Below are 24,441 nucleotides of genomic sequence, written 5' to 3'. Positions count from 1 at the left end.
TGCCCCTGCAGCTGGACCAACTCTGGTGACGAGGAAGCTCGCGCACGTCTCGGTCTCAAATGTGATCTCGACGGTGAAATGGCCCAGGGGGTGTCTGACCGAGATCTGTGAGGCATGTCTGGCCGACGCTGGGCAGGAAGGCATTGCTGTCCAAAGTGTTTCTTTTCGTTGGTGGTCAGCGTCTGCGGACGACGTTGATGTTGAAGTCGAAGGTGCCGAAGCGGTTATAGAGCTCAAAGAACAGCCGGGAGTACATCTCCGCTCCGCGGGCTCCGCTAATGTCACCGAGGTCCAGGACCGAATCAGCGGACCAGCCGAACTGCTGAAGCAGTCCAGCGACGGTCTCCTTCGCCGCATTGTCGTTCCCTGCGACGAAGATGCTGTGCTGGCCGGGGACCCGGGTAGGGTCGACCATGACTTCGCAGTACACGGTGGTGAGCGACTTGACGACCTTCGAGTCGGGGAATGCGGTCTGGGTTCGTTCGCCGAGGCTGTCGGTGTTGGCGATCGTCATCTCGGGCGGGAACCCCTGTGACAGGTCCAGCGGCAGCGCGAGGTCGAGCAGGACCTTGCCGGCGAGATGCTCCGCTCCGACGGCATCCAGGGCAGCCAGCGCGTTGCGCCCATTGGTGGCGTTCAGGACGACCTCGCCGTGGGCGCCGGCGTCCGGGAAGGCGAGCAGTCGCACCTCGGGGTGCTCGGCGTTCCACTGTGCGTAGGGAGGCCTGCCCATGCCATCAGGGTCGAACCGTGCGAGGGTGGCGTCGGGGTCGCGTGTGCCGATGACTACATCGTGGCCGAGCCCGGCGAGCCGGCCGGCGAGAATGCGGCCAACCTGGCCTGTCCCGAGGACTGCAATCTTCATGCTGTTGTGCTCCCTTATGCGGTAGTGATTCACAGTGCGTCGCGCCGGGTGATCTCGACAGTGGCAGCCTTCGGTCTAGCGGCGAGCATCGGCGGCAGATAGGCGCTACCCGCGTACTTCTCCCGGTACGCCTGGTCAATGCGGTCGTTCAACTCCGGGTCGTGGACCGCGGCGAAGGCGACCATATGTTCGTCGCCAGCAGCGGTGATCCTCCCGGCCCGCTGTGCGATCGCGGCGCGGTACCAGCGGCCGTTCACCCCGTTCCATGCCCGGAGAAAAAGGCGTCCGTCGACAGTAACTGACCAGATCCAGGTGAGTGTCCCGGTCATCTTCCCGTCGGCACGGTAAGGGGCGATGTGGAGGTCGTCGGTGGCGGCAATCCTGTCGATGGTGTCCGTCGGCCAATCGGCCATAAATGTTCTTCCTCTCAGCGCGCGACGCGCCTCGGGCGGGCGTTTCGCCGGGCTCATCTTGCTCTTCCATATGGACTTCGATGATTTTTCCGTCCCACGTACCAAGACGCCTACACCCTGGGCGACGCGCAAATACTGGCTGTGTTCGTGGGAGTGCCAGGCTGTCCGTGCCCCCAGGCGAAACGGACTGTGGCGACGTACATCGTCTGGTCGCTCTCGTGGGGCAGCGCGATCGGGTCGAGCCGGACCTCGCGGGCGAACTGGGCTGCAGGGTTCTTGGTGGTCGGCGCGGTGGGTTCAATGTCCATACTTGTTGTCCGTGAAGAGTTGCTTGGCGACGCCCATCGCGGACATCCCCTTGGGCCAGCCGGCGTAAAGCGTGACATGCGTGATGGCTTCGATCAGCTCTTCCCGGGTCACACCCTTTTCGACGGCGCGGCCCAGGTGGTGACCCAGCTGCTCGGTGTTCCCTCCGGCGGTGAGCACGGCAACGGTGATGAGGCTGCGATCGCGTGCGCTCAGTTCGGCCCGGTTCCAGACGTCATCAAAGAGCGGGTCGTCGGTGAGCTCTGCAAGCTTCGGAGCGAAGTCGCCGAACATCTTCCGGCCGCCGCCGATCTGCTTGGGCTAGTCAGTCATGGGTTTCCTTCTTTCGGTAGGCGTACTGCAGCAGCTGACGGCTGCAGCCGGGTCATTGGCTCTCGTGGCCGAGCAGGACGATGGCTCGCTGCGACACCGCTCCTGGCGCTGTGCAGGTCCGGCCTCGCTTACGGGGCGGCAGTTCTCCGCGGTAAAGCCTCCGATCGCTTGTTTGGTTAGAGCGCGATCAGCACTTTCAGGGCTTCGCGGTCGTCCATGGCGCGGTAGGGGTCCGGGACCTCGTCGAGACCGACGGTGCGGTCGAAGACTTTGCGGGGTTCATGGTGGCGTCAAGGATTGGTGGCATCCGCTGTTCGACGTAGGAGCGTACGGGTGCCGGGCCGCCGGTGAGGGTGATGTTTACCGCCGAGAGGCTGCCGAAGCCGACGGGGGCTTCTTCGCATTGGGGAACGTCGACGCGGCTGACGATTCCAGCTGGCCGGACGATGCCGTATGCCTGCTCGTAGGCTGGCAGGTGCCTGACCGCCTCGAGCACCTTCCGAACCCCATGACCGCCGGCGAGCTCCCGGACCTTCGCGATACCATCCTCGCCGCGTTCGGCGACGATGTCGGTGGCGCCGAACTCGATGCCGAGGTCGGTGCGGGACTTGTGGCGTCCCATTAAAATGCTGGGTTCGTTCTCATCGACGCCGGGTACTTTCACGAGGCTCCCCTCGGCGTAAGGAACCCCGGGTAGCTTCGGCTTGGCCGCCGCCCATTCCGGGTGCATCCCAAAAACCTCCGTGCAGGCACGAGGTGTGGGGCCCGTCACGGCAGAATTCGCAGGTTCCGTCCGAGTACGCGAAGGGGGGGGCGATAACGAGGTCGCCCGGTGTGAGGGTGCGCACGTCGGATCCGATTTCCTCGATGACGCCGATGAACACGTGCCCCATGGACACGCCCTCGGGGGTGCTGTCCATGCTGTGATACGGGTGCAGGTCGGATCCGCAGACGCATGGCCGGACGATCCGGACGACTGCGTCTGTGGTGTCTATGAGCTCCGGGTCGTGGGCCTCGATGATGCGGACGTCACCGGGGCCGAACATATAGGTTGCCTTCATAATATCCCCTGAGCAATGGCGGTCGGGCCGTTGGAAGCGCCAGGTCGGCTGCGCCGGTCACCCGGCTTTGCGTATGGTGGCGGCGAATCCGTCCACCCGGTTTTCGATGGCTTCGGTGTTTTCGTAGGTGCCGATGGGCACAATCCCATTGAAGTAGCCGACGTGCCGGTAGTAAAGGACAAGGCTTTGATCAGGGGCGTAGTACCCGACCATCAGCGGCGCGGCATCGCTTCCCACTGGTGCGCCGCTGAGGTCCAGGGCGGCCGGTAGTTGAGACAGCTTTTCCTGGCCGCCGTGGTCCCTGAACTTCAGGGTCAGGGGAAGCTGGGCCAGAAGCGACGCTGATGCGGCGCTGCCGTCGAGTTCGCCTGCAATCCTCTGGCCCTGGAGCTCGATGACAATCGGCGTGGTGGTGGACGGTGCGGGCGGGGCAGGAGTCGGATTGCTTGCCGGTGAGTCCGGTGAGGGCAGCCCTGCGTCAGCGTTGCCGCCGGGGTTGTAGCTGCATGCAGCCATAGCGATGGCGATTAGGATCATCGCAGGCGCAGCGATGCCTGGACGCAAGGCTTTTCCCTTGAAAAGGCGGTTGCGATTGTTCATAGGTAGATCCTTTCCGGGGATGGCGGAGGGCGAATCCGCGGCCCAGTCGATGTTGCTAGAGGCGGCCCGGGAATGCGGTGCGGCGCCCGTAGAAGGTCAGCATGAGCGCGGCTAGGCCGGCGACGATCATCACGACCGCCAGGATCAAGCCGCTGAAATTCGTCAGCAGGGCCGCGCCGAGGATGCCGGCGGTGAAGATGGCGAGGTTGAACGCCACCGGCAGGAACGAGTTCGCGACGTCGGAGTCCGCGCCCCCGGTAGTGGTGAGGGCGGCTTGGAGCTGGGCGGCGGCCCCGCCGAAAGTGATCCCCCACAGGACGGTCGCGGCGATGATCGCCGGGGCCGATGTATGGCCGACCAGCAGCACCACCGCGGCTGCAATGAACAGGGCGACGCTTCCGTGCAGCAGCGGGCGGGGGTGACGATCCAGGAGGGCGCCGGTGATGATGATTCCGGCGATCGAGGAGACTCCGAAGATGAAGAGTTCGACGTCGGCGGTGAGGCCGCTGCTGGTGGTCCGCAGGTAGGGGGCGATGTAGGTGTAGATGGTGTTGTGGGCCAGCATCCAGGTGAAGATGACGGCCAGGATCACGGCGATTCCGGGGATCCGGAAAACCCGGGCCAGGGGAAGCCGGGACGTTCCGGGCTGGCCGTTGGCATCGGGTGCGATTACAGCGATGGATACACCGGCGATCACGGCCACGGCGGTGAGTCCGGCGAAGGCCCAGCGCCAGTCGAATGTTGTCCCGAGCCAGGCCCCCAGTGGCGTGCCGAGAGCGAATCCGACGGGTGCCCCGACGGAGACGATCGCCAGTGACAGGCCTGCACGGGAGGGTGGGCTGATCTTCCGGCCGTAGGCGGCCAGCATCCCCCAGATGATTCCCGAGAACGCGCCGGCGACGAAACGCGATACCAGTGACAAGGTCACGTCGCTGGAGAGGGCGGTTGTGCTGTTGGCCAGGATGAGGCCGAGGATCGCACCGAGGAGCAACGGCTTGCGGCGCATGCCCCGGGTAAGGGTGATGGCTGGGATCGTGATAAGCACCGTGCCGAGGGCATAGGCGCTTACGAACAGTCCGACCGTGCCTTCGCTCGTCCCCATGCCCGTGGCGATAATCGGCAGCAGCCCGGCCGGCATGGTCTCCATCGCGACGAGGACGAAGCCGATAACGGCAAGCGCCGACAGGGTGGCGAGCGGCAGCCGTTTCGGCTTCTCAGTCGATTCCGGGGCTGGCGCCGGAACGGTTGTAAGGGTGGTCATAAATTCCTTATAGAGTTAAGCGGCAATTAGCGGAGAGGATGAGGTCGAAAACCTTGTCCAGGTCATGCCGCTGATGAGTCCTTATCCAGTCAACACGCGAACCATCCCGGCGGGGAGTCTCTGTCAAGGGGTGTACCAGCGGGGACCCCCCGGAGTTCTTCTGGTGGCCTAGACAACAAAGCCGAGGTACGCGAGTTTCTGATGTCGTGCCGCGCAAAGGTCACCCCCGAACACGCCGGACTTCCCGCCGGGACGAACAGACTCGTTGCCGGGTTTCGCCGCACGGAGGTTGCGACACTCGCCGACGTCAGCGGCGAGTACTAGATGGCGCCCATGTGGAACAGAAGAACTGGGCGAGAGCTGGCAGGGATGGAGCGTCGGTGCGGCATCCTTGTTATCAGGCAGTTTTACGGGCCATCAACTGGCCGCCCCTGGGCAGAATCTGATGGCCATTGACAAAGATAAGCACACGTGCCTGGGGCCTAGCTCCGACTACATCGTACTGTCAGGCGTCCCGGAGACCCGCACTTTGAATTGTTCAGAGGCAAGCATACGGAGTGGATTGACTCGTGTGAAAGTTCGATCTACAGGCTTTCCCGCTGGCATGGTCGTCAGACGGGAAAGAAAAGTGAGGGGCAATCCAATAGCGATGCCGAACTGATCTGCATCACGATCTGTTGCCCAGGCACCCATTGAAACTCGCTGCACCGAGAATTCGGTTTCGCCGGTCATGATCCCGGCCAACTCGTGCCATGACGGGCCGGAAACAGCCCCTTCCGGAAGCGCTCCCCCGACTGTTTTAAGCGCCGATAATTGAGATTTCGTCAACTGGGAAAGTAGTCCATAGCATCGCCCCGCGGCGCACCCGTGAAGCTGCCTTCAGCATGGCCCAAGAACGATCCGCCCCTCGATGCTCTTGCCGAACTCAAAGACAAACGCCCAGATCATCAAACCGCTAGTCACGCGGAAGAATGCGCAGACGGAGCGACTTGGAACGAAATTGCCTACATCCTCGCATATACGTACAGACAGGCTGCGTAGCTGTTTGAGGGACGACGGCGGCATCTTATATGAAAAGACCAATTCCTCGAGAAAATGCCAAGTGTCTAGAGTGGGATTTTGAGGCTTTGTAGGAGAGACCTGACTGATGCCACATATTCGCCCTCATCAAGCTGTCGACGAATCTCGCCCAAAACGCCAGGCTTGAGAAGTTCGGGAGCGTCGAACCAAGCCTTTGCCAATTGAATGATGCTTTGGAGTCGCCTCCTCCGGGCGGCCACAAGGTCTTCGTGGTTCAGCCCAAGAACCTGGATCGTATACTCACCGCGTTGACTGGCTGGGGAAAGAACTAGATCACCGAAAAACACAAAATGATCGTCGGGTATGTCACTGAAAGGAGTTATAAAAGGAAGATCCTCGCTGAAGGTGTCACTTTTTGAGGAATTGCACCTGGGGCAAGCAACAGTCAAATTATCCCAGTCGACGACAAGCTCAGGGTAAGTAGAGCGCGGCTTGTAGTGCTCAATATGAGCATAGGTTACTTGGCTCATGTGACTATCGCAGTACGCGCATCGACTGTCGGTCTCACGCTCAAGCGCGTCACGAATCTGATCATGACCCCAAACGTTGGGCAGCTTCGCCTTCGCTTCTTTCGCTGCTAAGTACCTTTCGGTCCAAACTTGTTGGTTAGCAACTAGAACTTCTGGTGCTGGAAGCTTCTTCAGAGCCCTCATTGATTCCGTTCGGTCCCGACTTGGTTCACAAGCGTCTCTACCGCCAACGGCATCTCGGACGCCAGCCCCGCATCAAACAGCGCCCGTCGCAACGCGTCGACGGTCTCGGTTGTTGGCTCTGCCGACGTAAACGCTGAAAGAATGGCGTTGAACCGGTCCTCCGCCCAGATCGGCAGAGTGCTTCCTACGCCTAAAGCGTCTCGGAGAGTATCTTCAGCTGACAAGCCGGAATTCGAGAGGTCAAGCAAGTTAGCGTTTACGCGCTTTGATTCGTCATAGGTCAAGGCATAAACATTGGCTTCGGTGGTTGAGTTAACCACAAAAGGACTGTGAGTGGCGACTATAAATTTAACCTTCGGAAAAGCGCGCATGAGACTTGGCATTAGGGACCGCTGTAGCGAGGGATGGAGGTGATTCTCCGGCTCGTCGAGGCAAACTGTGAACTGCTCGGTCGCATGCGAGCGAAGGAAAATTTGCCAAGCAAGTTCAAATATTGCTCTTAGGCCACCAGATAAGGCATCGACGGTAAAGTCTCCTGTTTCCGTCTCCAAGAGTACCTCAGGAGGCGATGCTTTGAGGCGAAGAAAACCGATTTCCATAGGAAGCAGAAGCCGAAGCGTCTCCTGGAACCCATCCCAAATCTGTTTTGCTTCTTCATCTGGAACTACGGAGGAGTTGCCCTCCCCATAGATAGCCGCGGCCAGTAGTGACTCTTTCATTATCAACATGCTGGTTCGTTGGGAACTGGTCCCGAAAAATCGAGATCGAATCTCGTTATAAAAAGATGCGAGCAATTCTTCCGCCCGAGAGAACCGTGCAGGGATGGTCGCAACGGTTTGATAGGCGCTTATGCTGCGATGTGAGTTAAGGTAGAGGCCATCGACGGTTTGTTGTCTCTCGTATTGAACCGAGAACTGCGGGCTCATACCCTCGGGAACGAGAAGATTTGTTTCTACGCCATTCTCATACTCGACTGATCCGATTTTCGATGTTGGTTGTGTGTAGTAAGGAGGCGGGGGGAAGCTGGGCGCACCGATACCATGCAGTTGAGGCTGCTTGACTTCGAACAGTATGTCCGAGCCAAGTTTGAAGCTCAGGTGCCCTTCTTCGTCTAAAACAGGCGTGCCAATCAGTTGGGCCTGCCAGTCGAAGTGAACCCCGATCAGCGTCAATAAAGTTGTCTTTCCGGTCCCGTTTGTGCCCGTGAAGATCGTCAGGGTTTTGCTGAGATCCAAGTCCATCGAATTGAACTGGCGCCAAGGCTCGACCCTTAGGTGTTTAAAGGATGTTGGGTCGCTGTACCGAGGAGAGCCCGCTGTTGCCATGCTCTGAATACTGCTGACTGATTCGTTTTAGGTCAAATTTTGCAACTGCCTACCCGTGGATGACTAGGAGGTGCAAGGTTAGGGCTGGGTCCCTATCTGCAGTTGATATCGGAGCGTTCCTCCAGCAGCCGTCCCGCGGGAGACAAGAATCGACACTCGGCGCGCCCCAGTTCTCTCGGCAGCATCGGTCGACTGATGCAATGAAGATCCGCTGTTCCAGGTCCTCGGGGACTCCGGGGCCGGGGTCGCTGACTCTGATGGTGATCATTGAATCCCTGTCGCTGATGTGCACGAGCACGGTGGCGTCTTCCAGGCCCGCGATGGCATCGACCGCGTTGTCAACGAAATTTCCTAGCACGGTAATGGCGTCCGCGGCCAGCGCTGGCTCGAGCGCGCCGAGTTGGGATTCGCTGTCGAGCCGGAGTTCAATACCTGATTCTTCTGCGAGGCTTATTTTAGCCACGAGGAGCGCAGCAACGGACGAATCCCTGATGCGCAGGGCGACTTCCCCGTTTATTTCTGCGCGGCGCCGGGTCAGTTCGCGGATGAACGATTTCACCTCAGCGAAGTCTCCCAGCTGAAGCATGCCTGACACGGTGTGCAGCTGGTTGTAGAACTCGTGCGTTTGGGCCCGGAGGGTTTCGGTGATGCTCTGGTTGGCTGCCAGTTGGCTCTGAAGTTCCGCTAGCTCAGTTCGGTCCCGGAGGGTCGTAACGGTTCCGATCGGCCGGCCCCGGCTGCCGACAGTCCTCCGGTTGAGCACCAGCATCCGGGACCCGCTGACCGCCATCGTTTCCTGGGCGTCGGTAGTCCCCAGCAGCAGCTCCCGAATGTTGTCCTCAAGGGGCAAGTCCTGGGCTCGTTTGCCGACCGAGTCGCTGTCCAGTCCCAACAGCTCCGTGGCCGGCTGGTTCAGCAGCGTAATTCTTCCATCAAGGCCCACGCCGATCACCCCCTCCCGGATGCTGTAGAGCAGGGCTTCACGGTTGTCGGCCAGCTCGGCAATCTCATCAGGTTCCAGCCCCCTGGTACGTCGCCGGATCAGGCGGGACAGTAACCATGAGCCGGCCACGCCCAGGGCGGCGCCCATGCCGAGAAAGAACATCAAATCCGGTACCGCAGCGGCCAAGGCGCTTCCGAAAGCGGGATAATCTTCCGCCACCAGGGCCAGCCCGGTGACTGTCCCGTCAGCCTTCAGTATCGGGACGCGGGCAGCGATCGTCTGCCGCCCACTCAGGGTCAGGTCACCAGTCCATGAGCGGCCCAGCGAGGCACGCTCCGCCGCCACGTCCACGGCGTCCCCCACAGTTTCCGGTTCAGATGCGGCCAGGACGATCCCTTTTGGGTCGGTGACGGCCACGATGGAGGCCCCGGACAGGGCGCGGGCCTTATCCACGTCAGGGGCCAGGATGACGTTTGCCTGTGGGGCGGAAACGTCATCCCGGACCACCGGTGTTGATGCCAGGTTTTCGGCAATCGCAAGCATCCTCTGACTGTGGACATCAACGAAATCCGCCCGTGACTGGGTCACCGACACCATCGTTACCGCCAGCAGGACAATGGTGATCACCCCCAGCTGCAGAAGCAGGAACTGCCGGGACAGGCTCAGTCGACGTCCCGCTTTGAACGTGACCACAAAGACCACAACCTTCATTGATTCGCTAACAGTGACAAGCCCTCATGACATCAGTCACGCTTTGATAGTAGCCACGTCACAAAGAGGCCCCGCAAAGACCACAAGGAGGTGAGGACCATGACGGCACTGCACAAATCTGCCCGCGTCATTGCCCTCGTCATCCTCCTTGCCTTGAGTGCCTGTGGAACCTCAGCCCCCGAGGCGACGCTGGTTAATCCCACCCGCATGATGGTGCCCAACAGCCCGGGCGGCGGCTACGACATCACCGCAAGGGTCGCCGCCCACGTCATGGAGGACGCAGGCATCGCAGGGCACATGGAAATCTTCAACGTCCCGGGCGACGGCGGCAGCGTTGCCATGGCCCGGTTGATGAATGAAACCGGAAACCGCAGCCTCGTCATGATGATGGGCCTGGGTGTTGTCGGCTCCAACTACGCCAACGGCTCCAGGATCAAAGTCTCCGACGCCACCCCGGTGGCGAAGCTCCTTGAGGAACCCGAGGGAATCCTCGTCCCGGCGGATTCCCCGTACCGGACGATAGGGGAGCTCGTGGCAGCGTGGAGAACGGCCCCTGGTTCCGTCACGGTCGGGGGAGGGTCAGCTGTCGGCGGACCGGATCACTTGTTCCCGATGGAACTCGCCCGCGCTGCGGGCATCAGGATCACCGACGTCAACTACCGTTCATATTCCGGCGGAGGGGAACTGTTGCCGGCCCTGCTGGGCAACAAAATCACTTTCGGAACCTCCGGCATCGCCGAGTACGAGGAACAAATCGCCTCCGGGCAATTGCGGGTCCTGGCCGTGTCGGGGCAAGAGCGGCAGGCCGGCGTCCCGGCGCCAACTCTGCGCGAGTCCGGCATCGACCTGGCATTCACAAACTGGCGCGGACTCATGGCCCCGCCGGGGCTCTCGGATACGGACCGGAACAGACTCGTCGAAGCGTTGACTCGGCTCCACGACGCACCCGCCTGGAAGCAGGCGCTCTCAGCCAACGGCTGGGAAGACTCCTTCAGCATCGGGGCAGAGTTCGAAACTTTCCTCAAACAGCAGGAAAGCAGGGTGGCCAACACCCTCACCGAGCTCGGTCTTCACTAGCCCCTCGAGCACGACACCATTTCGACGGTCTTCCGCTCGGAAAACCGCACCACACCACACCACACCACGACAGGAATACCCCATGCCCGAAAACACCCCGAACCAGCCAGCGGAGAACGACATCGTTGTTGAACTCCGCGCCGTGGACAAGCACTTCGGCAGCCTTCACGCCCTGCGGAACATCAACCTGCGGGTCAAACGGGGAGAGGTCGTCGTCGTCCTCGGCCCTTCCGGCTCCGGCAAGTCGACCATGTGCCGCACCATCAACCGCCTCGAAACCATCGACAGCGGAGAGATCCTCGTCGACGGCGCACCACAGCCCGCAGAAGGGAAGGAACTATTCAAGTTTCGGACCGAGGTCGGCATGGTCTTCCAGTCGTTCAACCTGTTTTCCAACCGCACCATCCTGGACAACATCACACTCGCCCCAAGGAAGATCCTCGGCCAGAGCAAGGCGGACGCTGAACGGCGGGCCCGCGAATTGCTCGACATGGTCGGCATCGGCTCCAAAGCCAACTCCTACCCCGCACAGCTCTCCGGTGGACAGTCGCAACGCGCCGCAATCGCCCGGGCCCTGGCGATGGACCCCAAGGTCATCCTCTTCGACGAGCCCACCTCGGCTCTTGACCCCGAGTCCACGCAGGACGTCCTGGCCACCATGCGTCAGCTGGCTGAAGGCGGTACCACCATGCTCGTCGTGACCCATGAGATGTCCTTCGCCAGGTCGTGCGCGGACCGCATCATCTTTATGGCCGACGGGGCAATCATCGAATCTGCTGACCCCGAAACGTTCTTCTCGGCCCCCAACAGTGACCGGGCACGCAGCTTCCTCTCCTCAGTCCACTAACCACCCCTGACAAGACATGGCATTGACGCCAACGCCAACCACCAAAAGGACATTCATGAAAAAGCTCCGAATCATCGCCCCCCTCGCCATCGCAGCCGCCCTCGCCCTGGGCACCACCGGTTGCGGAAGCTCAACTGCTCCGGCCGCCAGCACCCCGGTAGAGAGGTTCCCCGCAGGGACCACCATGGCCAAAATCCAGCAGCGCGGGAAAATCATCGTCGGCGTGAAATTCGACCAGCCCATGTTCGGCGTAAAGAATCCGGTGACTGGGGACATGGAAGGCCTCGACATCGAACTGGCCAAGCTCCTCGCCAAGGACCTCACCGGCAGCGAGGACAACGTCGAATACGTCGAGGCCGTGACAGCCAACCGCGAAGCGTTCCTCCAGCAGGGCAAGGTCGACGCGATCCTTGCCTCCTACGCCGTCACCGATGAGCGGAAAAAGGCCGTCGCCTTTGAAGGACCCTACCTCGAAAGCGGCGTCTCGACGATGGTCCGCAACGACGACTCGTCCATTTCAAACAAGGACGACCTCAACGGCAAGCCGGTCTGCACCACCACCGGCGCCCGCGCAGCGCAGCTTCTGCCCACCCTGGCACCGCAGGCAAAACTCACCCTGTTCGGCACCTACAGCGAATGCGCGCAGGCGCTGAAGCAGAAGCGCGTTGACGCCGTCGTCACCAACGAATCGCTGCTCCTGGGACTGATGGACCAGAACAAGGGTGACTTCAAACTCGTCGGCGACTACATGGCAAGCGAGGAATACGCCATCGGATCGGCCAAGGACGACACCGCGTGGCACGACTACCTCGATGGCTTCCTGAAAAAAATCGAAGACAACGGCGAGTGGAAGAAGGCCTATGACAACACCATCGGGGCTGTCAAACCTTCTGAGGTCACCCCGCCCCAGATCACCCTCTAAGGACTGAAAATGCCGTTCATCTCCGGCTACATCGCAGACTTCAGCAGTGGAGTCCTGATCACCCTCGAACTCACGGTACTGGGCTGGGCAGGGGCGCTGGTCCTCGGAACTCTCCTGGCGGCCATGCGTGTCAGCCCCATCCGCACCCTCAACGCTGCGGCTACAGGCTACGTCACCGTGTTCCGGAACATTCCTCTGCCGGTCCAGATGGTCCTGTTCGTCTTCGGCCTGCCGCTTCTGGGCATCCAATACTCGCTCTTCGCCTCCGCGGCCATCGTGCTGGTCATCTACACCGCACCGTTCGTCAGCGAAACCCTCCGGTCAGGACTCAACACAGTTTCCACCGGAGAACTCGAAGCCCTCCGCGCCCTCGGGTTCGGTCCACGCCCGGCCATGCAGCACGTCATCCTGCCGCAGGCGTTCGGGACCGTCATCCAGCCCCTGGGCAACGTACTGATCACGATGATCAAAAACACCTCAGTCGCTGCGCTGGTCGGCGTCGCCGACCTGACATTCGCCACCAACAAAGCAGCCGTAGACGAAGCCCAACCCTTCCTGATCTTCGGCGGCGCCGCCATCAGCTACCTGCTGATCGGCCTCCTCGTCGGCCGGCTCGTGGGCATTCTGGACCGAAAGGCGGCGTTCAGCCGATGAGTACAAAGCCACTGTTCGACGCACCGGGACCACGCGCCCGGCGACGGCACACGTTGATCGAAATCCTGTGTAGTGCCGTGATTGTCTTCGGCCTGTACAAGGCCTATGAAACACTCGCCATCCACGGCGAATTCAGCCAGGCGGCCTGGAAACCCTTCACCCAACCGGGCCTCTGGGTACTCCTGGGGCAAGGTCTGCTGAACAACCTTCGGGCAGCAGCCGTCGCCATGGCCCTGTCACTGCTCTTCGGTGCCTTGCTCGCCTTCGGTTTGCTCTCACGGCGAGGGCCGGTCCGGATCGCGTGCAGGATCTACACGGACGTGTTCGCCAGCGTTCCACTGCTCCTGCTCCTGTACTTCACCTCCCTGGTCCTGCCCACCTACGGATTGAAACTCTCGGACTTCTGGTTCCTGGTCATCGCCCTGACCCTGTTCAGCAGCGCAGTCATCGGAGACCTCCTCCGCTCAGGAATCCGGGCCATCCCGTACGGCCAGACAGAAGCAGCCGAAGCCCTGGGCTTCTCCAGGATGCACACCATGCAGCTGGTGCTCCTGCCCCAGGCACTGCGGTCCATGAGCCCGGCCCTCGTCAGCCAAATGGTGATTCTCTTCAAAGGCACAGCACTTGCCTACGTGCTCGGCGGCTACATCGAGCTCCTGCGAAGCGCCACCGTCATCGGCACCTACTACAGCCGCTCACTGCTTCAAGCCCAAATCGTCGCCGCGATCGGCTTCATGCTCGTAAACATCGCGCTGGGCCTGCTCGCAACCGCAATGGCCCGCCGTCAACGCCGGCGCAACATTGAAGAACCGGCCCCGGAAAACCTCGAGGTATCAGCAGAACTAAGCACAACCTAGCCAACAAAACGCGAAACGTGAGGGGACCACCGGAAGGTGGCCCCTCACACGCATGCCCCGACAGCCACGGCACGTGTAAGACAACGGCGACAAGTTTTCGCTCAGTTGCAGTCGGCAGGGGGTTGTCGCCTCAGTCCACGTCCGAAAACACATCGCGTCCAGTTCCAACGCTCGATTCGAGCGCCGACGCGATCGTGGTGTTGCGGGATGGTTCCGGCCATTCGAGCAGCGTGTGGGGGTTGATGGTCATCATGCGGTTGAGCTGTTCTTCCCCGGCCAGGTTTTGGGCCCATACCAGGAGTTCCTGGTAGGTGTTCTCTTCATGGCGGGTGAACGGCCAGTCGCTGCCGAACACGAGGCGGTCGGGCGAGCCTTGCTCCAGCAGCCGCGAGAACATCACCGCCGCCTGATCATACGAAGATCTGTACGGGGCCGAGACCTTCACCCAGGTCTTATTCCTCCCGGCCAGGTCCAGCACGGCCTCTGCGGTTTCCGGATGTCCGCTCTGGGGCAGGCCGAGGTGATCGATGACCAGTTTTGTTGGCCATTCGGCCAGGGCCGGGGCGAGGTCGAGCCACTGCTGACCTGAGGCTTGAATCTCTAAGTGCCAACCCTCGGCTGCCATCACCGAACCGGCCGCCTTCCACACTGCGGACAAGAGATCGGGAACAGGGCGGCCGACGAGGTTTAATCGGACGCCCCGCACCCCGCTTTCGTGCAGATCGCGCACCCTTTCCAGGGAAAGTTCGCGCCTGAGGTCATCAGTGGCCACGACGATCACTCCGCGAAGTGTGTCCGGGGCGACAGCAAGGCCGGCCAGAAGGTAACTGTTGTCAGAGCCCAGGAAGCTTGGCTGAACGAGCACACCGCGGCCCATCCCGTTGATGGCAAGGACGTTCAGGTACTGGTCCAGCCTCGCCTCGTAGTCCGGGACATACCGCGCGTCATTGGTTGCCCGAAGCCTTGGGTGAAAGATATGTGCGTGCGTGTCAACGAGTGGGAAGCCGTTTCCATCCATGGTCCCACCATAACCGAAAAGACTAAACCTTTATAGGAGTAGACCTATAAAGGAATTTACGGTAGCGTGTGAGGCATGACACAAGCTTCCGCTTCCCAGGCTTTGGCTCAGACCGATCACAGGCTGCCGCTTCACGCCAGGGTTAAAGATGATTTGATCCGGCGTGTCCGGGCAAACGAGTGGGCCAGCACAACACCGCTGCCGCCCGAGTCTGCCTTGGCTGAGGAGTACGGAATCTCAGTGGGAACTCTGCGGCGCGTCCTTGCGGAGATGGCCGCTGACGGAATACTGGAACGCCATCAGGGACGCGGCACCTATGTTCGCCGGGCTACATTCCAGCACTCCCTGTTCCGTTTCTTCCGAATGCACGGAGGAACCGGACAGGCCCCCGGCAGCCGCATCCTCGAACGAACCATGCAGGACGCACCCGCCCACGTCGCCGCCGCCCTGAAGGTCCAGGAACATTCCCCTGTCCTGCACCTTCACCGTCTTCGTTTGTGGCAGGACACCCCTTTCCTGGTCGAAGATATTTGGCTCCCGCTGCCGCAGTTTCAGCCGATCGCTGACGTAAATCTCAACGAGCTCGGCAGCCTGCTGTATCCGGAATACGAAAACCGGATCGGCGTCATCATCGGCTCGGCAACCGAGGAACTTTCGGTCACCCAGGCAGCAGGCGGGCAGGCGGCACTTCTGAACTGCAAAGGCGGGGACCCCCTCGTCAAAATCAACCGCATTGCACGAACCCACACCGGCGACGTTGCCGAGTACCGCGAGTCCTATGGGCTGGCATCATCATTCCGATACCAAGTGGAGATCAACTAAGCCATGCAAGAACTCGTGGCCGTTTCCGGCCTTGTCCTCATCTTCGGCCTCTCAATGTGGCGCAACATCAACATGGGCGCCGTCGCCCTGGTTGTTACCTTCCTGCTCGGCGTCCTCTATTTCGGCCAGACGGCCTCCGACCTTGCATCCGGCTTCCCGGGCAGCCTCCTGATCACCCTGCTGGGCGTGACCTACCTCTTCGGCATGGCCCGGGCCAACGGCACCATCGATCAAATCGTCGGAGGCGCCGTCGGAGCAGTCCGGGGGCGTGTTGCCCTAGTCCCGTGGGTCTTCTTCATCCTCGCTGCCATCATCACCGGATCCGGGGCGCTGTCTGCAGCCACCAACGCCATTCTTATCCCCGTGGGGCTTGCCTTCGCCCAGCGCTACAGGATTAATCCGCTGTTGGTCGGGCTGTGCATCATCAACGGCACCAACGCCGGCGGATTTTCCCCCATCGCCGTGTACTACAACATCGTCAACGGCGTCCTGGCGAAAGTGGGGGTCTCCGTAGACGCCGGTCAGCTTTTCCTCTGGACCTTCATCGCCAACGTTGTCATCAACGCTGTCGCGTTCATTCTGCTGGGGGGACCGGAACTGATGCGCCGCGGACGGGAAGAAGAAACCGCGGACTCCACGACCTCATACCTCGGCGGCGGTACCGCAACCATCACCAAAACCGCTACCTGGACAGGCCAGAAAATCGTCACAGTGGTGCTCATGCTCAGCATCCTTGTCGGCGCCCTCGGCTTCAAGCTCGACGTAGGATTCCTCGCCCTCGCGGCAGCCGTGGTCCTTTCGGCACTGTACCCGCAGCACTCCAAGGAAGCACTCGGCCACATCGGCTGGAACGTCATCCTGCTGATCGGCGGAATCGTCACCTACATCAGCATGCTCGAAAACGCAGGCGTCATCAAAGGACTCGCCAACTCCGTCGCCGGCATCGGGACGCCACTGTTAGCTGCACTCATGATGCTCGTAGTGGCCGGCGTCGTCTCAGCCTTCGCCTCTACCAACGCCATGTTCGTCGTCCTGGTCCCGCTCGCAGCCCCACTGCTTGTCACAGGCTCCGTCGCCGTCCTGGGATTCGTGATCGCCCTCTGCATCGCAGCATCTGCTGTGGACTCAAGTCCCTTTTCCACTGGCGGGGCACTCGTCATCGCCAACACCGAGGAAGAAAAACGCGAAAAGACCTTCCGCGGCATGATGATCTGGGGCATGTCAATGATCGTCGCAGCGCCCCTGCTGGCCTGGCTCCTGTTCGTAGTGATCTAGCAAAGAGCATCAACCAAGTGAAGGCGGGCTGAGCTCCCAGCCCGCCTTCAGCACATCCCTACGTCTCCCAGAAACGACATGGGTATCACTCTGAGCTCCGTACCGTCAGCACAACATAAGGAAGGCCATGCCAGCTCACCAAACAGAACCGGTCCCGAACTGGACGAAACTACGACGTGGCGATCAAGTAGATGTTTACGACAACCAGACATTATTAGTGTCGGGAAAGGTCGACATGGTTGCCTTGGATGACAGCGTCTTTTGGCTCACCGCGAACGATGCAGACCGCCGTAGATTGTTCCTCCAAACCGACAAACTCATGGTCCTAAAACGACCTTAGGAATAGCCTGGCGGATGCTTTCAGAGACTTCGTTCCCAGGACTCCTTCACTTCCAATACGAGTGCTCTGCGGCACTTATGGCGGGGTCAGGGTTCCGGGCTTTCGAGGTCCCATGTCGAGGGATCGGCTTCGTCGGGTCGGTCCGCCACGCACGCCGCGGTCATGCGCGTCCACGTCAGCAACTTCGTCGTCGCTGAGGGCGAAGTCGAACACGTATGACACGAGCTATTGGAGAAGCACGGCGCGCATCCTATCCGCTGCCGCAATTAGATGAGCTGCACAAATCTAAACTTCTCAGTGGCTGCGGAAAGGCCGATTTCGTTCAGGCGAGGAAGTTCTCGCGGCTGCTTCCACTCCCGTGGTTTAAAGGCCGATAATGGTGATTCTGTCAGGCTGCAGGAGCCCTCGGCGCGAAACCTGCTCCCTGGCAGCGGATAACGGACTTCGGATCAAGACGAGCGGCAGGCACAGGGGCAGGGGACTGCCCCTGTGCCTTGACGCGAAGATCCGCGGGACGCGTATAAGTTGCCGTGATGGGGACCTACGCTGCCCCCTCGTTCCAAACGCTGAAAGCATCCCGCACGCTTTCGTCGACTCCGGTATAGATGGATGGGCGCATGCGGACGTAGGCCTTGAACATCTCATTGCGGAACCTCACCAGGCCTCGCTTCTGAATTCCTGGCACGAAGAGGACATCCCCGAACTCCGGCTTGCAGAGCTGTCCGCGATGGGTGGAGCCGCTACCGACGCCCAAGTGATTCTTAAGGACTTTGTACACTTCGCCAGTTGGTATGTCCGGGTCTGTCCAGTGAGCGAAAGATCTAAGCGTTTTCTCTCTAGCCAAAGAATCACGAACTGCAGCTTGGTACATATCCGAGAACTGTTGTGCCAACCTGCTGTCCACGATCCCCTGAATGGCATTATCCACGTGACTGCGCTGGATGGTGCTGTAGCCATGTCTGTCGGCGTCGATCACACATTGCTGTCCCAGAACGTGCACAAACCAGGGAAAGCCAGCTGCGACCTGGATCAATTTTCCGATGGCAGCGGGAGAAAACTTGATGTCGAAGTTTGCTCCCTGGAGGTAATTCTGAGCCTTTATGACGATCTGTGCCAGCTCCTTAACGCTCATGAGCGGGACGCGAACCGGCTGCAATCTTCGTTCGAGGGATTGGTGATCAGATAGCAGATCGGAGACATTGCTTGCAATACCGACTAGAACGAACTTCAAGTTCTCGCCAGATGCCGCCTTCAGAAAGCTGGCCAGTCCGGCAGTGCTCTCCATGCGGTCTAGTTCATCGATGACAAACAAAACCGGCTGGCCGTAGGTCAGCGTTAACAGCTCGCAAAGCTGAACTAGCTTCTCCTCGAGATTCAGATCTTGATAACTCAGCCTTTGGCTTTCGACGGCGTACTTCTTGGTGCTTTCCAGCTCGACGAATTTCAGGGTCAGCTTCTTGCGGGTAACCCGGTCGATGAGTTGGCTGGCATCACCTGAACCGACTGACTCGACGGATTCGGCTGCATTAACTAAGGCCTGCAGAAGGTCTTGAAATGACTTCGTTGCGTCTGTGCATGTGACGTAGAAAGTAAGGTAGTGTGCGTCCGCAGGTAAGGCTAGTCGTTCCGCGTTGAGCTGGTGTAGGAGCTCAGGGTTGCCCATGGCAATGAGGCGGATTTGAAGGGCCAAACTTGATTTCCCGAGGCCCCGGTCTCCATAGATGAGTGGAGTGGAGCCTCTCAGGTGCAATGAATCGGCCAGTTCACGGACCTGCTGGTTTCGACCGGCGAAACGCTCGGGATCGTCTAACTCAGTCGCCGGAAGGAACGCGTTCAGCATGACAGCGCGGTTGTTCATGTGCTTTACCCCAATTATTCTGCCGACCCCCAAGTAAGTTACCTCTCGCGAGAGGTACTGCCGCCCCAAGTCGGTAGCCTATCGCTGAGGGCATAACTCTTGTAAGCGGTGAGCGGCTGTAGCTGCATCGGACGGGACCTCCGGTCCAGCGCCATGCCACCGCCCTTCGTCAATTCCGGGCCGCTTTTCAGTAGGCCACTGCACCGCCGGCAGCAATGGACAAGGTGCTATTCCAGCCGCGAAAAGCCCCTTCTCAGCTTTGACTTACATATCGTCGGCTTTCAGCAACAAGGGACGGAATGAGAGACTTCGGTGGTGGCAGGCTTCCGAGCTTGATGACCGCTCTCATCGTGTCCTGGCAGAAGTTCATCGGAAACAGTCCACAAATTTTCCGCACTTCACTGCGTACAACCTGACAATGGGGTCAGCTGCTGCATTAGCGTCTTAACGAATAGGCACGGTGCCTGCCACAGCATTTTGCTGATCGTAAGTGGGAACAGGGGGTGGCGAATGGGGGACTCGTCGCATGCAATCCGTCTTGTTTCCGGCAGGGCAGTTTTGCCGCCTGGAGGGGTGGACTGGTACTTCTGCAAATGGAACGATACTGGCGATAAGATTCGACGGTTCATAGAGTGGTCAGTTGGCCGCCCCCTGCAACATAATGAGCGCATCCCCCTGGAACTCGCTCTGATCCATCGGCCCGACAATAGCTACAACCCGAACGCCATCGCCATAGCAGCGCCAGCTCAGTTTGGTGGGGACAGGGACAGTAGATTTTTCGGGTACTTCTACGACAGTCAGCTGAATGAGATAGGCATGAGGCGCCTTGCCGATCTCTCGAAAACCTTGGGCGGTGCCGAGATGAGCTGCACTGGGATTGCTACCCGAGACGGGCTGGAACTTGACCTCCCAGAACCGGCGGAGTTGGCAAGAGCAATTGACGAGTTCCTAGGGTACGACGACACGAGGATCCATAAAAAGAAATCGCTTGAGACGGACCGGGCCCTGGCGACCGTGCAGGTCTTCACATACGAGCCGATAGCTGTAGAAGGACTACGCCTGACGACTCGATTCGGCAAGGCAGGCCGCCGAATCGCGGTTGAGGATAGTCTGTCCCACCGACTAGTGGGCCATATCGACCAAGGCTATTTGCTCCTCGAAGATGAACGTGACAGAGACGCTGTTTTGAGGCTGCTTTCCACTTCAGGCCTTCGGCTAGCCCGACCAAAGGGTAGGACGGCGATCCCGCTGGAAGCGGCATGGCCTGTCACCAGGGTTCCGAACCTTCAGATAGACAATCAAACCGAGGTATACCTGTTCCCTCCTGTGGCACCCATGGGCCGATATAACCCCAAAACGCGGAAGTTGTGGGTCGAAGACAGCCGGTTGGTCGGGCCATCGCTTTGCTTCGCGGCGCGCCTAGGTCTTCAAGTAGCCGAAGTTGGGCTGCCCAAAAGGCCTTGGAGACTTGACGATGAGGTTGCCTTCGACGAACTAAAGGATTACGGCCGGCGGAAGAAACTTCAAAGCACGCAACAAGAGGTTGCCGCATCGCTGATGAGCACCCTTTGGGATGCGGTTAAGGCAACTGGCTTGGAACGGCTGATACCGAAGGACACGATTGAGGCAAAGTGCTTCCGCATTAGCCAGGGCGCCCTAAACGAGAATAAGGATCATTTCCGACTTAATGAGTCATTTGTACAGCAACGGCAATACTTGTTCGGAGAACTCACTCTGGCCGACAACTCAGGGTCGTGCAGGCTATGCGGTCAGAATGCTTGGATGTTCACGACGGCCGTCTGCACGGAGCCGGTGACCTATTGCCACCAATGCTTAGAGTTTGCTAGCGAGGGCGTCTTCGAGAACCAGCCCAGAGCAGCTGAGGCGCTCAAGATGCTCGCAGAACTCGAATTCAGCAACGAGCCGATGCTTGAAGGACAGTTGGCGGCTCTGCACATTGATTCACGGGTTCCCGTGCCACCCGAGACCATAGACAAGCTCTTGCTGCTAAGGTTCACGATCAAGCGCGGCAAGTTCCCATGGACACTACTCTTAGAAAAAGCCGGCCTGACGCAGAACGGCTTGCGCTTAAGCAGAGGCACCCTCGTTCGCGCGCGAGATGGTCATCGGTGTCTCTCACTCGGGGAAAAGGCCGTTTGCGATTTCCTGCATCAGTTTGGCATCCAGCACGACCGCGAGCCACTCTATCCAGTGGACCCAGACCTTAACCCGCGGGGGCGACGGAGGGCGGATTGGATTCTGGCTGATGGCACTTTCGTGGAGCTTTGGGGGTTGCCAAGTGCTCCAGCGTACGCCGCGCGAATGCGAGAAAAGCGTGAGCTTGCTGAACGACAGGGGTTAACACTTATTGAGCTAACGGAACGCGACCTTCTCACACTGCCACGGGTATTCGCACCTTGGCTCCCGGCTTCAACGTCGGAAATCACGTCTTGGGCGTGGTCGCCAATCCTCAAACCGCTCCTACCAGCTGCACCAACGAAAAAGAGTGGAAACGTCGGGGGTCGGAATGCGGCCAATGCCGCTGCGCGGCAGGGCCGGTTAGAACGCTGTCGCCGTGCTCTGGAACTACAGGCCTCAGGCTTGACCCGGAAGGAAATCGGGGAAGCAGTTGGCGTCACTACAGACAGCGTCAAGACCTTGCTGCGTGACGCCAAATTCTTTGCCGATCCGGCCTCAGATGAGGAACGCCTCCAACGCGCTAGTGCAGCTGCACTGGCTCAGAGTCAGGGAATGACAAAAGAAGTATTCCAAGTCCAGAGCGGCCTTACCGGCCCCAAAGTCAACGAGTCGTGGAAGGACGCGGACGTAATTACCGCCTCCGCGGAAGAGGAAACTTTTCAGACGTGACGCACTATGCCGCTGCGGCACTTGGCGGAACATTCCGAATGGTGACCGAAATGACCGGTTCCCGTGCGGCTTTTGGCCCTCCTTCCTAGTTATCTCCGCAGTGAATTGCGTTGGCTGAGCAGTCTCTGCCTCCGGAACCTGCGGAACAATTTCCACGAACGAGGCAGGCGGCTGCACCTTCTACGGGCACTCCCACCAGCTGTCTTCGAGCGCCGATAACGGGGCCGCGCGAACTATTGCACATCGACGGCGGAGGCAGGGGAGCGGCTCACTCCAGCTTGGCTTGGCGCAAATACTGGTAGACGGTCTCCCTGCTGATCCCGTAGTCACGGGCAAGGAGGGCTTTTGGAACACCGGTGCCGGCGCGCTGGACGAGCTCGGCGGCCCGTTCCTGCGTGAGGGTCTTTTTCCGTCCTCTGTAGGCGCCGCGTTGCTTGGCTAGGGCGATGCCTTCCTTTTGGCGTTCCTTTATGAGGGAGCGTTCGAATTCAGCGAAGGCGCCCATGACGGAGAGCATGAGGTTGGCCATGGGGGAGTCCTCACCGGTGAAGACCAGGCTCTCTTTTATGAACTCCACCCGCACGCCTTTGCGGGTGAGGCCCTGGACCAGGGCTCGCAGGTCGTCTAGGTTGCGGGCGAGCCTGTCCATGCTGTGAACCACCACGGTGTCCCCTTCTCGTGCGAACCGCAGCAGTTGCGTGAGCTCCGGTCTGGCAATGTCCCTGCCTGAGGCTTTGTCCATGAAGACCCGGTTCAGAACTTGACCTTCGAGCTGGCGCTTCTCATTCTGGTCCAAAGTGCTCACCCGCACGTAGCCGATCCGCTGCCCGCTCACGTGGCCTCCAATCCTCGTCCTGTCAGGTTGAGTTCTAGGCCCGCTCAGGAAGGAAGTCAAGGCATTGGGGATACCGTTTCCAGGTGCACCGGCTGGTTTTGCGGCCGCAGTTGCAAGCGAATGAGGGGCACCGCCCAACTGCTGAGCGCGGCGGGTACGTCTCTATTGCTTAGCAATGGGCAGTGATGAAACCGTCGGTTCTTGGGAAGGTCGGTCCGGCCAGTGCTTGATGGATTGAAGGTATTCGGTGGCGTCCGCTTGTTCGCTGAATTCCAGAAGGTTCCCGACTTTTTCCACCAGTACGTCCCGCACCTCAGCTGGGGTGGCGAAGAAGAACTCCTTCCGTGGATTGGCCTGGTTCACGGCCTTCGTCGCGAAGTGTTTATGGAGCTCGTTTTCCAAGGTGACTGCATCTTCAGAGAAGAAAAGGGTGTGGATGTCGAAGCGGAACGGTACTGATGCGCCGCTGAGCTCTGCTACGCGCCCCGCGGGTTCGAGGCGTCGTGTCAGGCCGATCTTGACGACGTCATCGCCGAAGGCTCCGCGGTTGGAGATCACGTAAACGTAGCCGGCGCGGATGTTGGCTGCCCGGAAGTCGTTCTGAGCGATGGCTTCGTCGATAAGCTCGAGCCTCCGTTCGAGATCGGCATCCCCCTGACCAGCTGCTCGCATCGCGTTGAGAGCATTAAGGAGGTGGGCGCGTTCCTTATCGAGCCGGGCCCGTTCCTCGGCGAGTTCGCGTTCGACGCGGCGTTCCTCGCGCAGACGGGCCTTTTCCTCTCGTTCTGCTTCTTTCTCCTCCTGCTTCTTCATGAGCCAGTCGGCAGTGAGCTCGATTTCTTCGACGCGTAGAGCGTGGAAGTCATCACTGATGTGCATTTCCATCAGTGCGCCCAGTTTTGCGATCGCCATGCGGGAAGCATCAAGGCGACGCTTCGCCGTGACAACATTGCCTAACTTCAAGGATCTGATGCTGTTGTCCGCCTCGGCGTTATAGGCGCGAAGCATAAGTTTGGCCAAGTCATCCGTCATGCGTCGACCCTTGGCAAGGGAATTGTTGAACGTGAAGAGGTTCGACTTCACGATCGCGTGCCCGAGTTTAACCAGCTCCGCGATTCGCGTTTCCACGTCGTCTAGGCGTTCACGGAAGGACGCTGCATTCTCCAGCGGGTGGTGATACCGGTAAATACCGACCTCTTGAAGCACTCGTTCGTCGTTGAGCTCAACATAAGGAGTCGAGGCGTCGGAGGCGTCGGAGAGCTGCCGCCGAAGAAGCTCGTTTTCTGCCTCGAGAAACGCGACACGGGCAGCAACTGAAGATTCGGTAGATTCCGCTTTGCCGGCTGAGGAGTCAGGTGCCGGCTCCGCGCCATTCGGGGCTGGCGAATCTCCTGATGGCAGCCAGAGCTGCCACCCTGGCGGGGGCTCCGGCCAATCAGGGTCCGGTGTCCAACCTATCGGTGGCCGCCATGACGCGGGGGCTGGGGCCAGCCAGGAGGCGGATTAAAAACCAGATC

General features: G+C 60.0%; 21 protein-coding genes and 1 pseudogene. 8 read left to right on the top strand and 14 right to left on the bottom strand.

Translation table 11 applies throughout. The annotated features are described in order from the left end of the window. Positions 1–175: 175 nt before the first annotated feature. The 10 genes and pseudogenes from ASG79_RS03870 to ASG79_RS03830 all read right to left on the bottom strand — a co-directional run bounded on the left by ASG79_RS03870 (position 176) and on the right by ASG79_RS03830 (position 9,551). Positions 176–865 carry an NADPH-dependent F420 reductase gene (locus ASG79_RS03870; protein WP_056388541.1) on the bottom strand — a complete coding sequence of 230 codons (690 nt, stop codon included), beginning with the start codon at positions 863–865 and terminating at the stop codon, positions 176–178. A gap of 29 nt (positions 866–894) precedes the next feature. Continuing rightward, complete coding sequence (locus ASG79_RS03865; RefSeq protein ID WP_056388540.1) at positions 895–1,278, bottom strand: DUF2255 family protein; 384 nt, start codon at positions 1,276–1,278, stop codon at positions 895–897. A 110-nt stretch (positions 1,279–1,388) separates the two neighbouring features. Next, a complete protein-coding gene (locus tag ASG79_RS03860) occupies positions 1,389–1,586 on the bottom strand; it encodes a hypothetical protein (protein WP_321165350.1) in 198 nt (65 codons plus the stop codon). Next, entirely contained in the window at positions 1,576–1,878 is a 303-nt protein-coding gene (locus ASG79_RS03855) for a carboxymuconolactone decarboxylase family protein (protein WP_156400152.1), read from the bottom strand. The genes ASG79_RS03860 and ASG79_RS03855 overlap by 11 nt, the downstream gene beginning before the upstream one ends. Before the next feature lie 215 nt (positions 1,879–2,093). Continuing rightward, positions 2,094–2,978, bottom strand: a pseudogene (locus tag ASG79_RS03850) (alcohol dehydrogenase catalytic domain-containing protein). 57 nt (positions 2,979–3,035) lie between these two features. Beyond that, positions 3,036–3,578 (bottom strand): cyclophilin-like fold protein, encoded by a 543-nt coding sequence (locus ASG79_RS03845; protein WP_056388539.1) that lies wholly within the window; start codon positions 3,576–3,578, stop codon positions 3,036–3,038. Between the two features lie 55 nt (positions 3,579–3,633). Next, positions 3,634–4,839 (bottom strand): MFS transporter, encoded by a 1,206-nt coding sequence (locus ASG79_RS03840; RefSeq protein WP_056388538.1) that lies wholly within the window; start codon positions 4,837–4,839, stop codon positions 3,634–3,636. 1,106 nt (positions 4,840–5,945) lie between these two features. Beyond that, positions 5,946–6,572 (bottom strand): HNH endonuclease, encoded by a 627-nt coding sequence (locus ASG79_RS22960; protein WP_082581657.1) that lies wholly within the window; start codon positions 6,570–6,572, stop codon positions 5,946–5,948. Next, positions 6,569–7,897: an AAA family ATPase gene (locus ASG79_RS03835; protein ID WP_082581656.1), complete on the bottom strand. Its 1,329-nt coding sequence runs from the start codon at positions 7,895–7,897 to the stop codon at positions 6,569–6,571. Before ASG79_RS03835 ends, ASG79_RS22960 begins: the two co-directional genes overlap by 4 nt. Before the next feature lie 49 nt (positions 7,898–7,946). Next, a complete protein-coding gene (locus ASG79_RS03830; protein ID WP_056388535.1) occupies positions 7,947–9,551 on the bottom strand; it encodes an ATP-binding protein in 1,605 nt (534 codons plus the stop codon). Between the two features lie 90 nt (positions 9,552–9,641). Here ASG79_RS03830 and ASG79_RS03825 point away from each other — a divergent pair, with 90 nt between their 5' ends. The 5 genes from ASG79_RS03825 (at position 9,642) to ASG79_RS03805 (ending at position 13,908) form a co-directional block, all read left to right on the top strand. After that, complete coding sequence (locus ASG79_RS03825) at positions 9,642–10,628, top strand: tripartite tricarboxylate transporter substrate-binding protein (protein WP_200953135.1); 987 nt, start codon at positions 9,642–9,644, stop codon at positions 10,626–10,628. 82 nt (positions 10,629–10,710) lie between these two features. Continuing rightward, on the top strand, positions 10,711–11,475 hold the full coding sequence (locus tag ASG79_RS03820) for an amino acid ABC transporter ATP-binding protein (protein ID WP_056388533.1): 765 nt from the start codon (positions 10,711–10,713) through the stop codon (positions 11,473–11,475). A gap of 55 nt (positions 11,476–11,530) precedes the next feature. Beyond that, positions 11,531–12,397, top strand: coding sequence for a glutamate ABC transporter substrate-binding protein (locus ASG79_RS03815; protein WP_056388531.1), 867 nt, complete (start codon positions 11,531–11,533; stop codon positions 12,395–12,397). Positions 12,398–12,406: 9 nt separating this feature from the next. After that, positions 12,407–13,051, top strand: coding sequence for an amino acid ABC transporter permease (locus ASG79_RS03810; protein WP_056388529.1), 645 nt, complete (start codon positions 12,407–12,409; stop codon positions 13,049–13,051). After that, on the top strand, positions 13,048–13,908 hold the full coding sequence (locus ASG79_RS03805) for an amino acid ABC transporter permease (protein ID WP_056388528.1): 861 nt from the start codon (positions 13,048–13,050) through the stop codon (positions 13,906–13,908). The genes ASG79_RS03810 and ASG79_RS03805 overlap by 4 nt, the downstream gene beginning before the upstream one ends. A 130-nt stretch (positions 13,909–14,038) precedes the next feature. Here ASG79_RS03805 and ASG79_RS03800 read toward each other — a convergent pair whose 3' ends face one another. Further along, positions 14,039–14,926, bottom strand: a complete 888-nt coding sequence (locus ASG79_RS03800) for an amidohydrolase family protein (RefSeq protein ID WP_056388526.1) — start codon at positions 14,924–14,926, stop codon at positions 14,039–14,041. A gap of 75 nt (positions 14,927–15,001) precedes the next feature. Here ASG79_RS03800 and ASG79_RS22955 point away from each other — a divergent pair, with 75 nt between their 5' ends. Both ASG79_RS22955 and ASG79_RS03785 read left to right on the top strand, forming a co-directional pair. Continuing rightward, positions 15,002–15,748, top strand: coding sequence for a GntR family transcriptional regulator (locus tag ASG79_RS22955; protein WP_082581654.1), 747 nt, complete (start codon positions 15,002–15,004; stop codon positions 15,746–15,748). A 3-nt stretch (positions 15,749–15,751) separates the two neighbouring features. Further along, the gene (locus ASG79_RS03785; protein WP_056388521.1) at positions 15,752–17,023 is read left to right on the top strand and encodes an SLC13 family permease; all 1,272 of its coding nucleotides are present in this window, start codon (positions 15,752–15,754) and stop codon (positions 17,021–17,023) included. A gap of 881 nt (positions 17,024–17,904) precedes the next feature. Here ASG79_RS03785 and ASG79_RS03780 read toward each other — a convergent pair. Continuing rightward, entirely contained in the window at positions 17,905–19,221 is a 1,317-nt protein-coding gene (locus ASG79_RS03780; RefSeq protein WP_082581653.1) for an AAA family ATPase, read from the bottom strand. A gap of 573 nt (positions 19,222–19,794) precedes the next feature. On the opposite strand from ASG79_RS03780, the gene ASG79_RS03775 reads away from it, so the two are divergent. Further along, entirely contained in the window at positions 19,795–22,089 is a 2,295-nt protein-coding gene (locus ASG79_RS03775) for a hypothetical protein (protein WP_056388517.1), read from the top strand. Between the two features lie 268 nt (positions 22,090–22,357). Here the strand turns inward: ASG79_RS03775 and ASG79_RS03770 are convergent, their stop codons facing one another. Beyond that, positions 22,358–22,924: a recombinase family protein gene (locus ASG79_RS03770; protein WP_056388516.1), complete on the bottom strand. Its 567-nt coding sequence runs from the start codon at positions 22,922–22,924 to the stop codon at positions 22,358–22,360. 162 nt (positions 22,925–23,086) lie between these two features. Then, a complete protein-coding gene (locus ASG79_RS03765; protein WP_235509721.1) occupies positions 23,087–24,130 on the bottom strand; it encodes a DUF4041 domain-containing protein in 1,044 nt (347 codons plus the stop codon). Between the last annotated feature and the right edge of the window lie 311 nt (positions 24,131–24,441).

The organism is Arthrobacter sp. Soil761, from assembly GCF_001428325.1.
Taxonomy (GTDB): Bacteria; Actinomycetota; Actinomycetes; order Actinomycetales; family Micrococcaceae; genus Arthrobacter.
The sequence above is the reverse complement of the archived record's forward strand: the minus strand, read 5'-3'. Positions and strand labels throughout refer to the sequence as shown.

What these genes read in the sequence shown, in the direction of transcription:
- ASG79_RS03820 (WP_056388533.1), top strand. Translation starts at nt 10,711, where the DNA reads ATGCCCGAAAACACCCCGAACCAGCCAGCGGAGAACGACATCGTTGTT.
- ASG79_RS03860 (WP_321165350.1), bottom strand. Translation starts at nt 1,586, where the DNA reads ATGGACATTGAACCCACCGCGCCGACCACCAAGAACCCTGCAGCCCAG.
- ASG79_RS03815 (WP_056388531.1), top strand. Translation starts at nt 11,531, where the DNA reads ATGAAAAAGCTCCGAATCATCGCCCCCCTCGCCATCGCAGCCGCCCTC.
- ASG79_RS03805 (WP_056388528.1), top strand. Translation starts at nt 13,048, where the DNA reads ATGAGTACAAAGCCACTGTTCGACGCACCGGGACCACGCGCCCGGCGA.
- ASG79_RS03800 (WP_056388526.1), bottom strand. Translation starts at nt 14,926, where the DNA reads ATGGATGGAAACGGCTTCCCACTCGTTGACACGCACGCACATATCTTT.
- ASG79_RS03840 (WP_056388538.1), bottom strand. Translation starts at nt 4,839, where the DNA reads ATGACCACCCTTACAACCGTTCCGGCGCCAGCCCCGGAATCGACTGAG.
- ASG79_RS22955 (WP_082581654.1), top strand. Translation starts at nt 15,002, where the DNA reads ATGACACAAGCTTCCGCTTCCCAGGCTTTGGCTCAGACCGATCACAGG.
- ASG79_RS03810 (WP_056388529.1), top strand. Translation starts at nt 12,407, where the DNA reads ATGCCGTTCATCTCCGGCTACATCGCAGACTTCAGCAGTGGAGTCCTG.
- ASG79_RS03845 (WP_056388539.1), bottom strand. Translation starts at nt 3,578, where the DNA reads ATGAACAATCGCAACCGCCTTTTCAAGGGAAAAGCCTTGCGTCCAGGC.
- ASG79_RS03780 (WP_082581653.1), bottom strand. Translation starts at nt 19,221, where the DNA reads ATGAACAACCGCGCTGTCATGCTGAACGCGTTCCTTCCGGCGACTGAG.
- ASG79_RS03830 (WP_056388535.1), bottom strand. Translation starts at nt 9,551, where the DNA reads ATGAAGGTTGTGGTCTTTGTGGTCACGTTCAAAGCGGGACGTCGACTG.
- ASG79_RS03865 (WP_056388540.1), bottom strand. Translation starts at nt 1,278, where the DNA reads ATGGCCGATTGGCCGACGGACACCATCGACAGGATTGCCGCCACCGAC.
- ASG79_RS22960 (WP_082581657.1), bottom strand. Translation starts at nt 6,572, where the DNA reads ATGAGGGCTCTGAAGAAGCTTCCAGCACCAGAAGTTCTAGTTGCTAAC.
- ASG79_RS03785 (WP_056388521.1), top strand. Translation starts at nt 15,752, where the DNA reads ATGCAAGAACTCGTGGCCGTTTCCGGCCTTGTCCTCATCTTCGGCCTC.
- ASG79_RS03870 (WP_056388541.1), bottom strand. Translation starts at nt 865, where the DNA reads ATGAAGATTGCAGTCCTCGGGACAGGCCAGGTTGGCCGCATTCTCGCC.
- ASG79_RS03855 (WP_156400152.1), bottom strand. Translation starts at nt 1,878, where the DNA reads ATGTTCGGCGACTTCGCTCCGAAGCTTGCAGAGCTCACCGACGACCCG.
- ASG79_RS03835 (WP_082581656.1), bottom strand. Translation starts at nt 7,897, where the DNA reads ATGGCAACAGCGGGCTCTCCTCGGTACAGCGACCCAACATCCTTTAAA.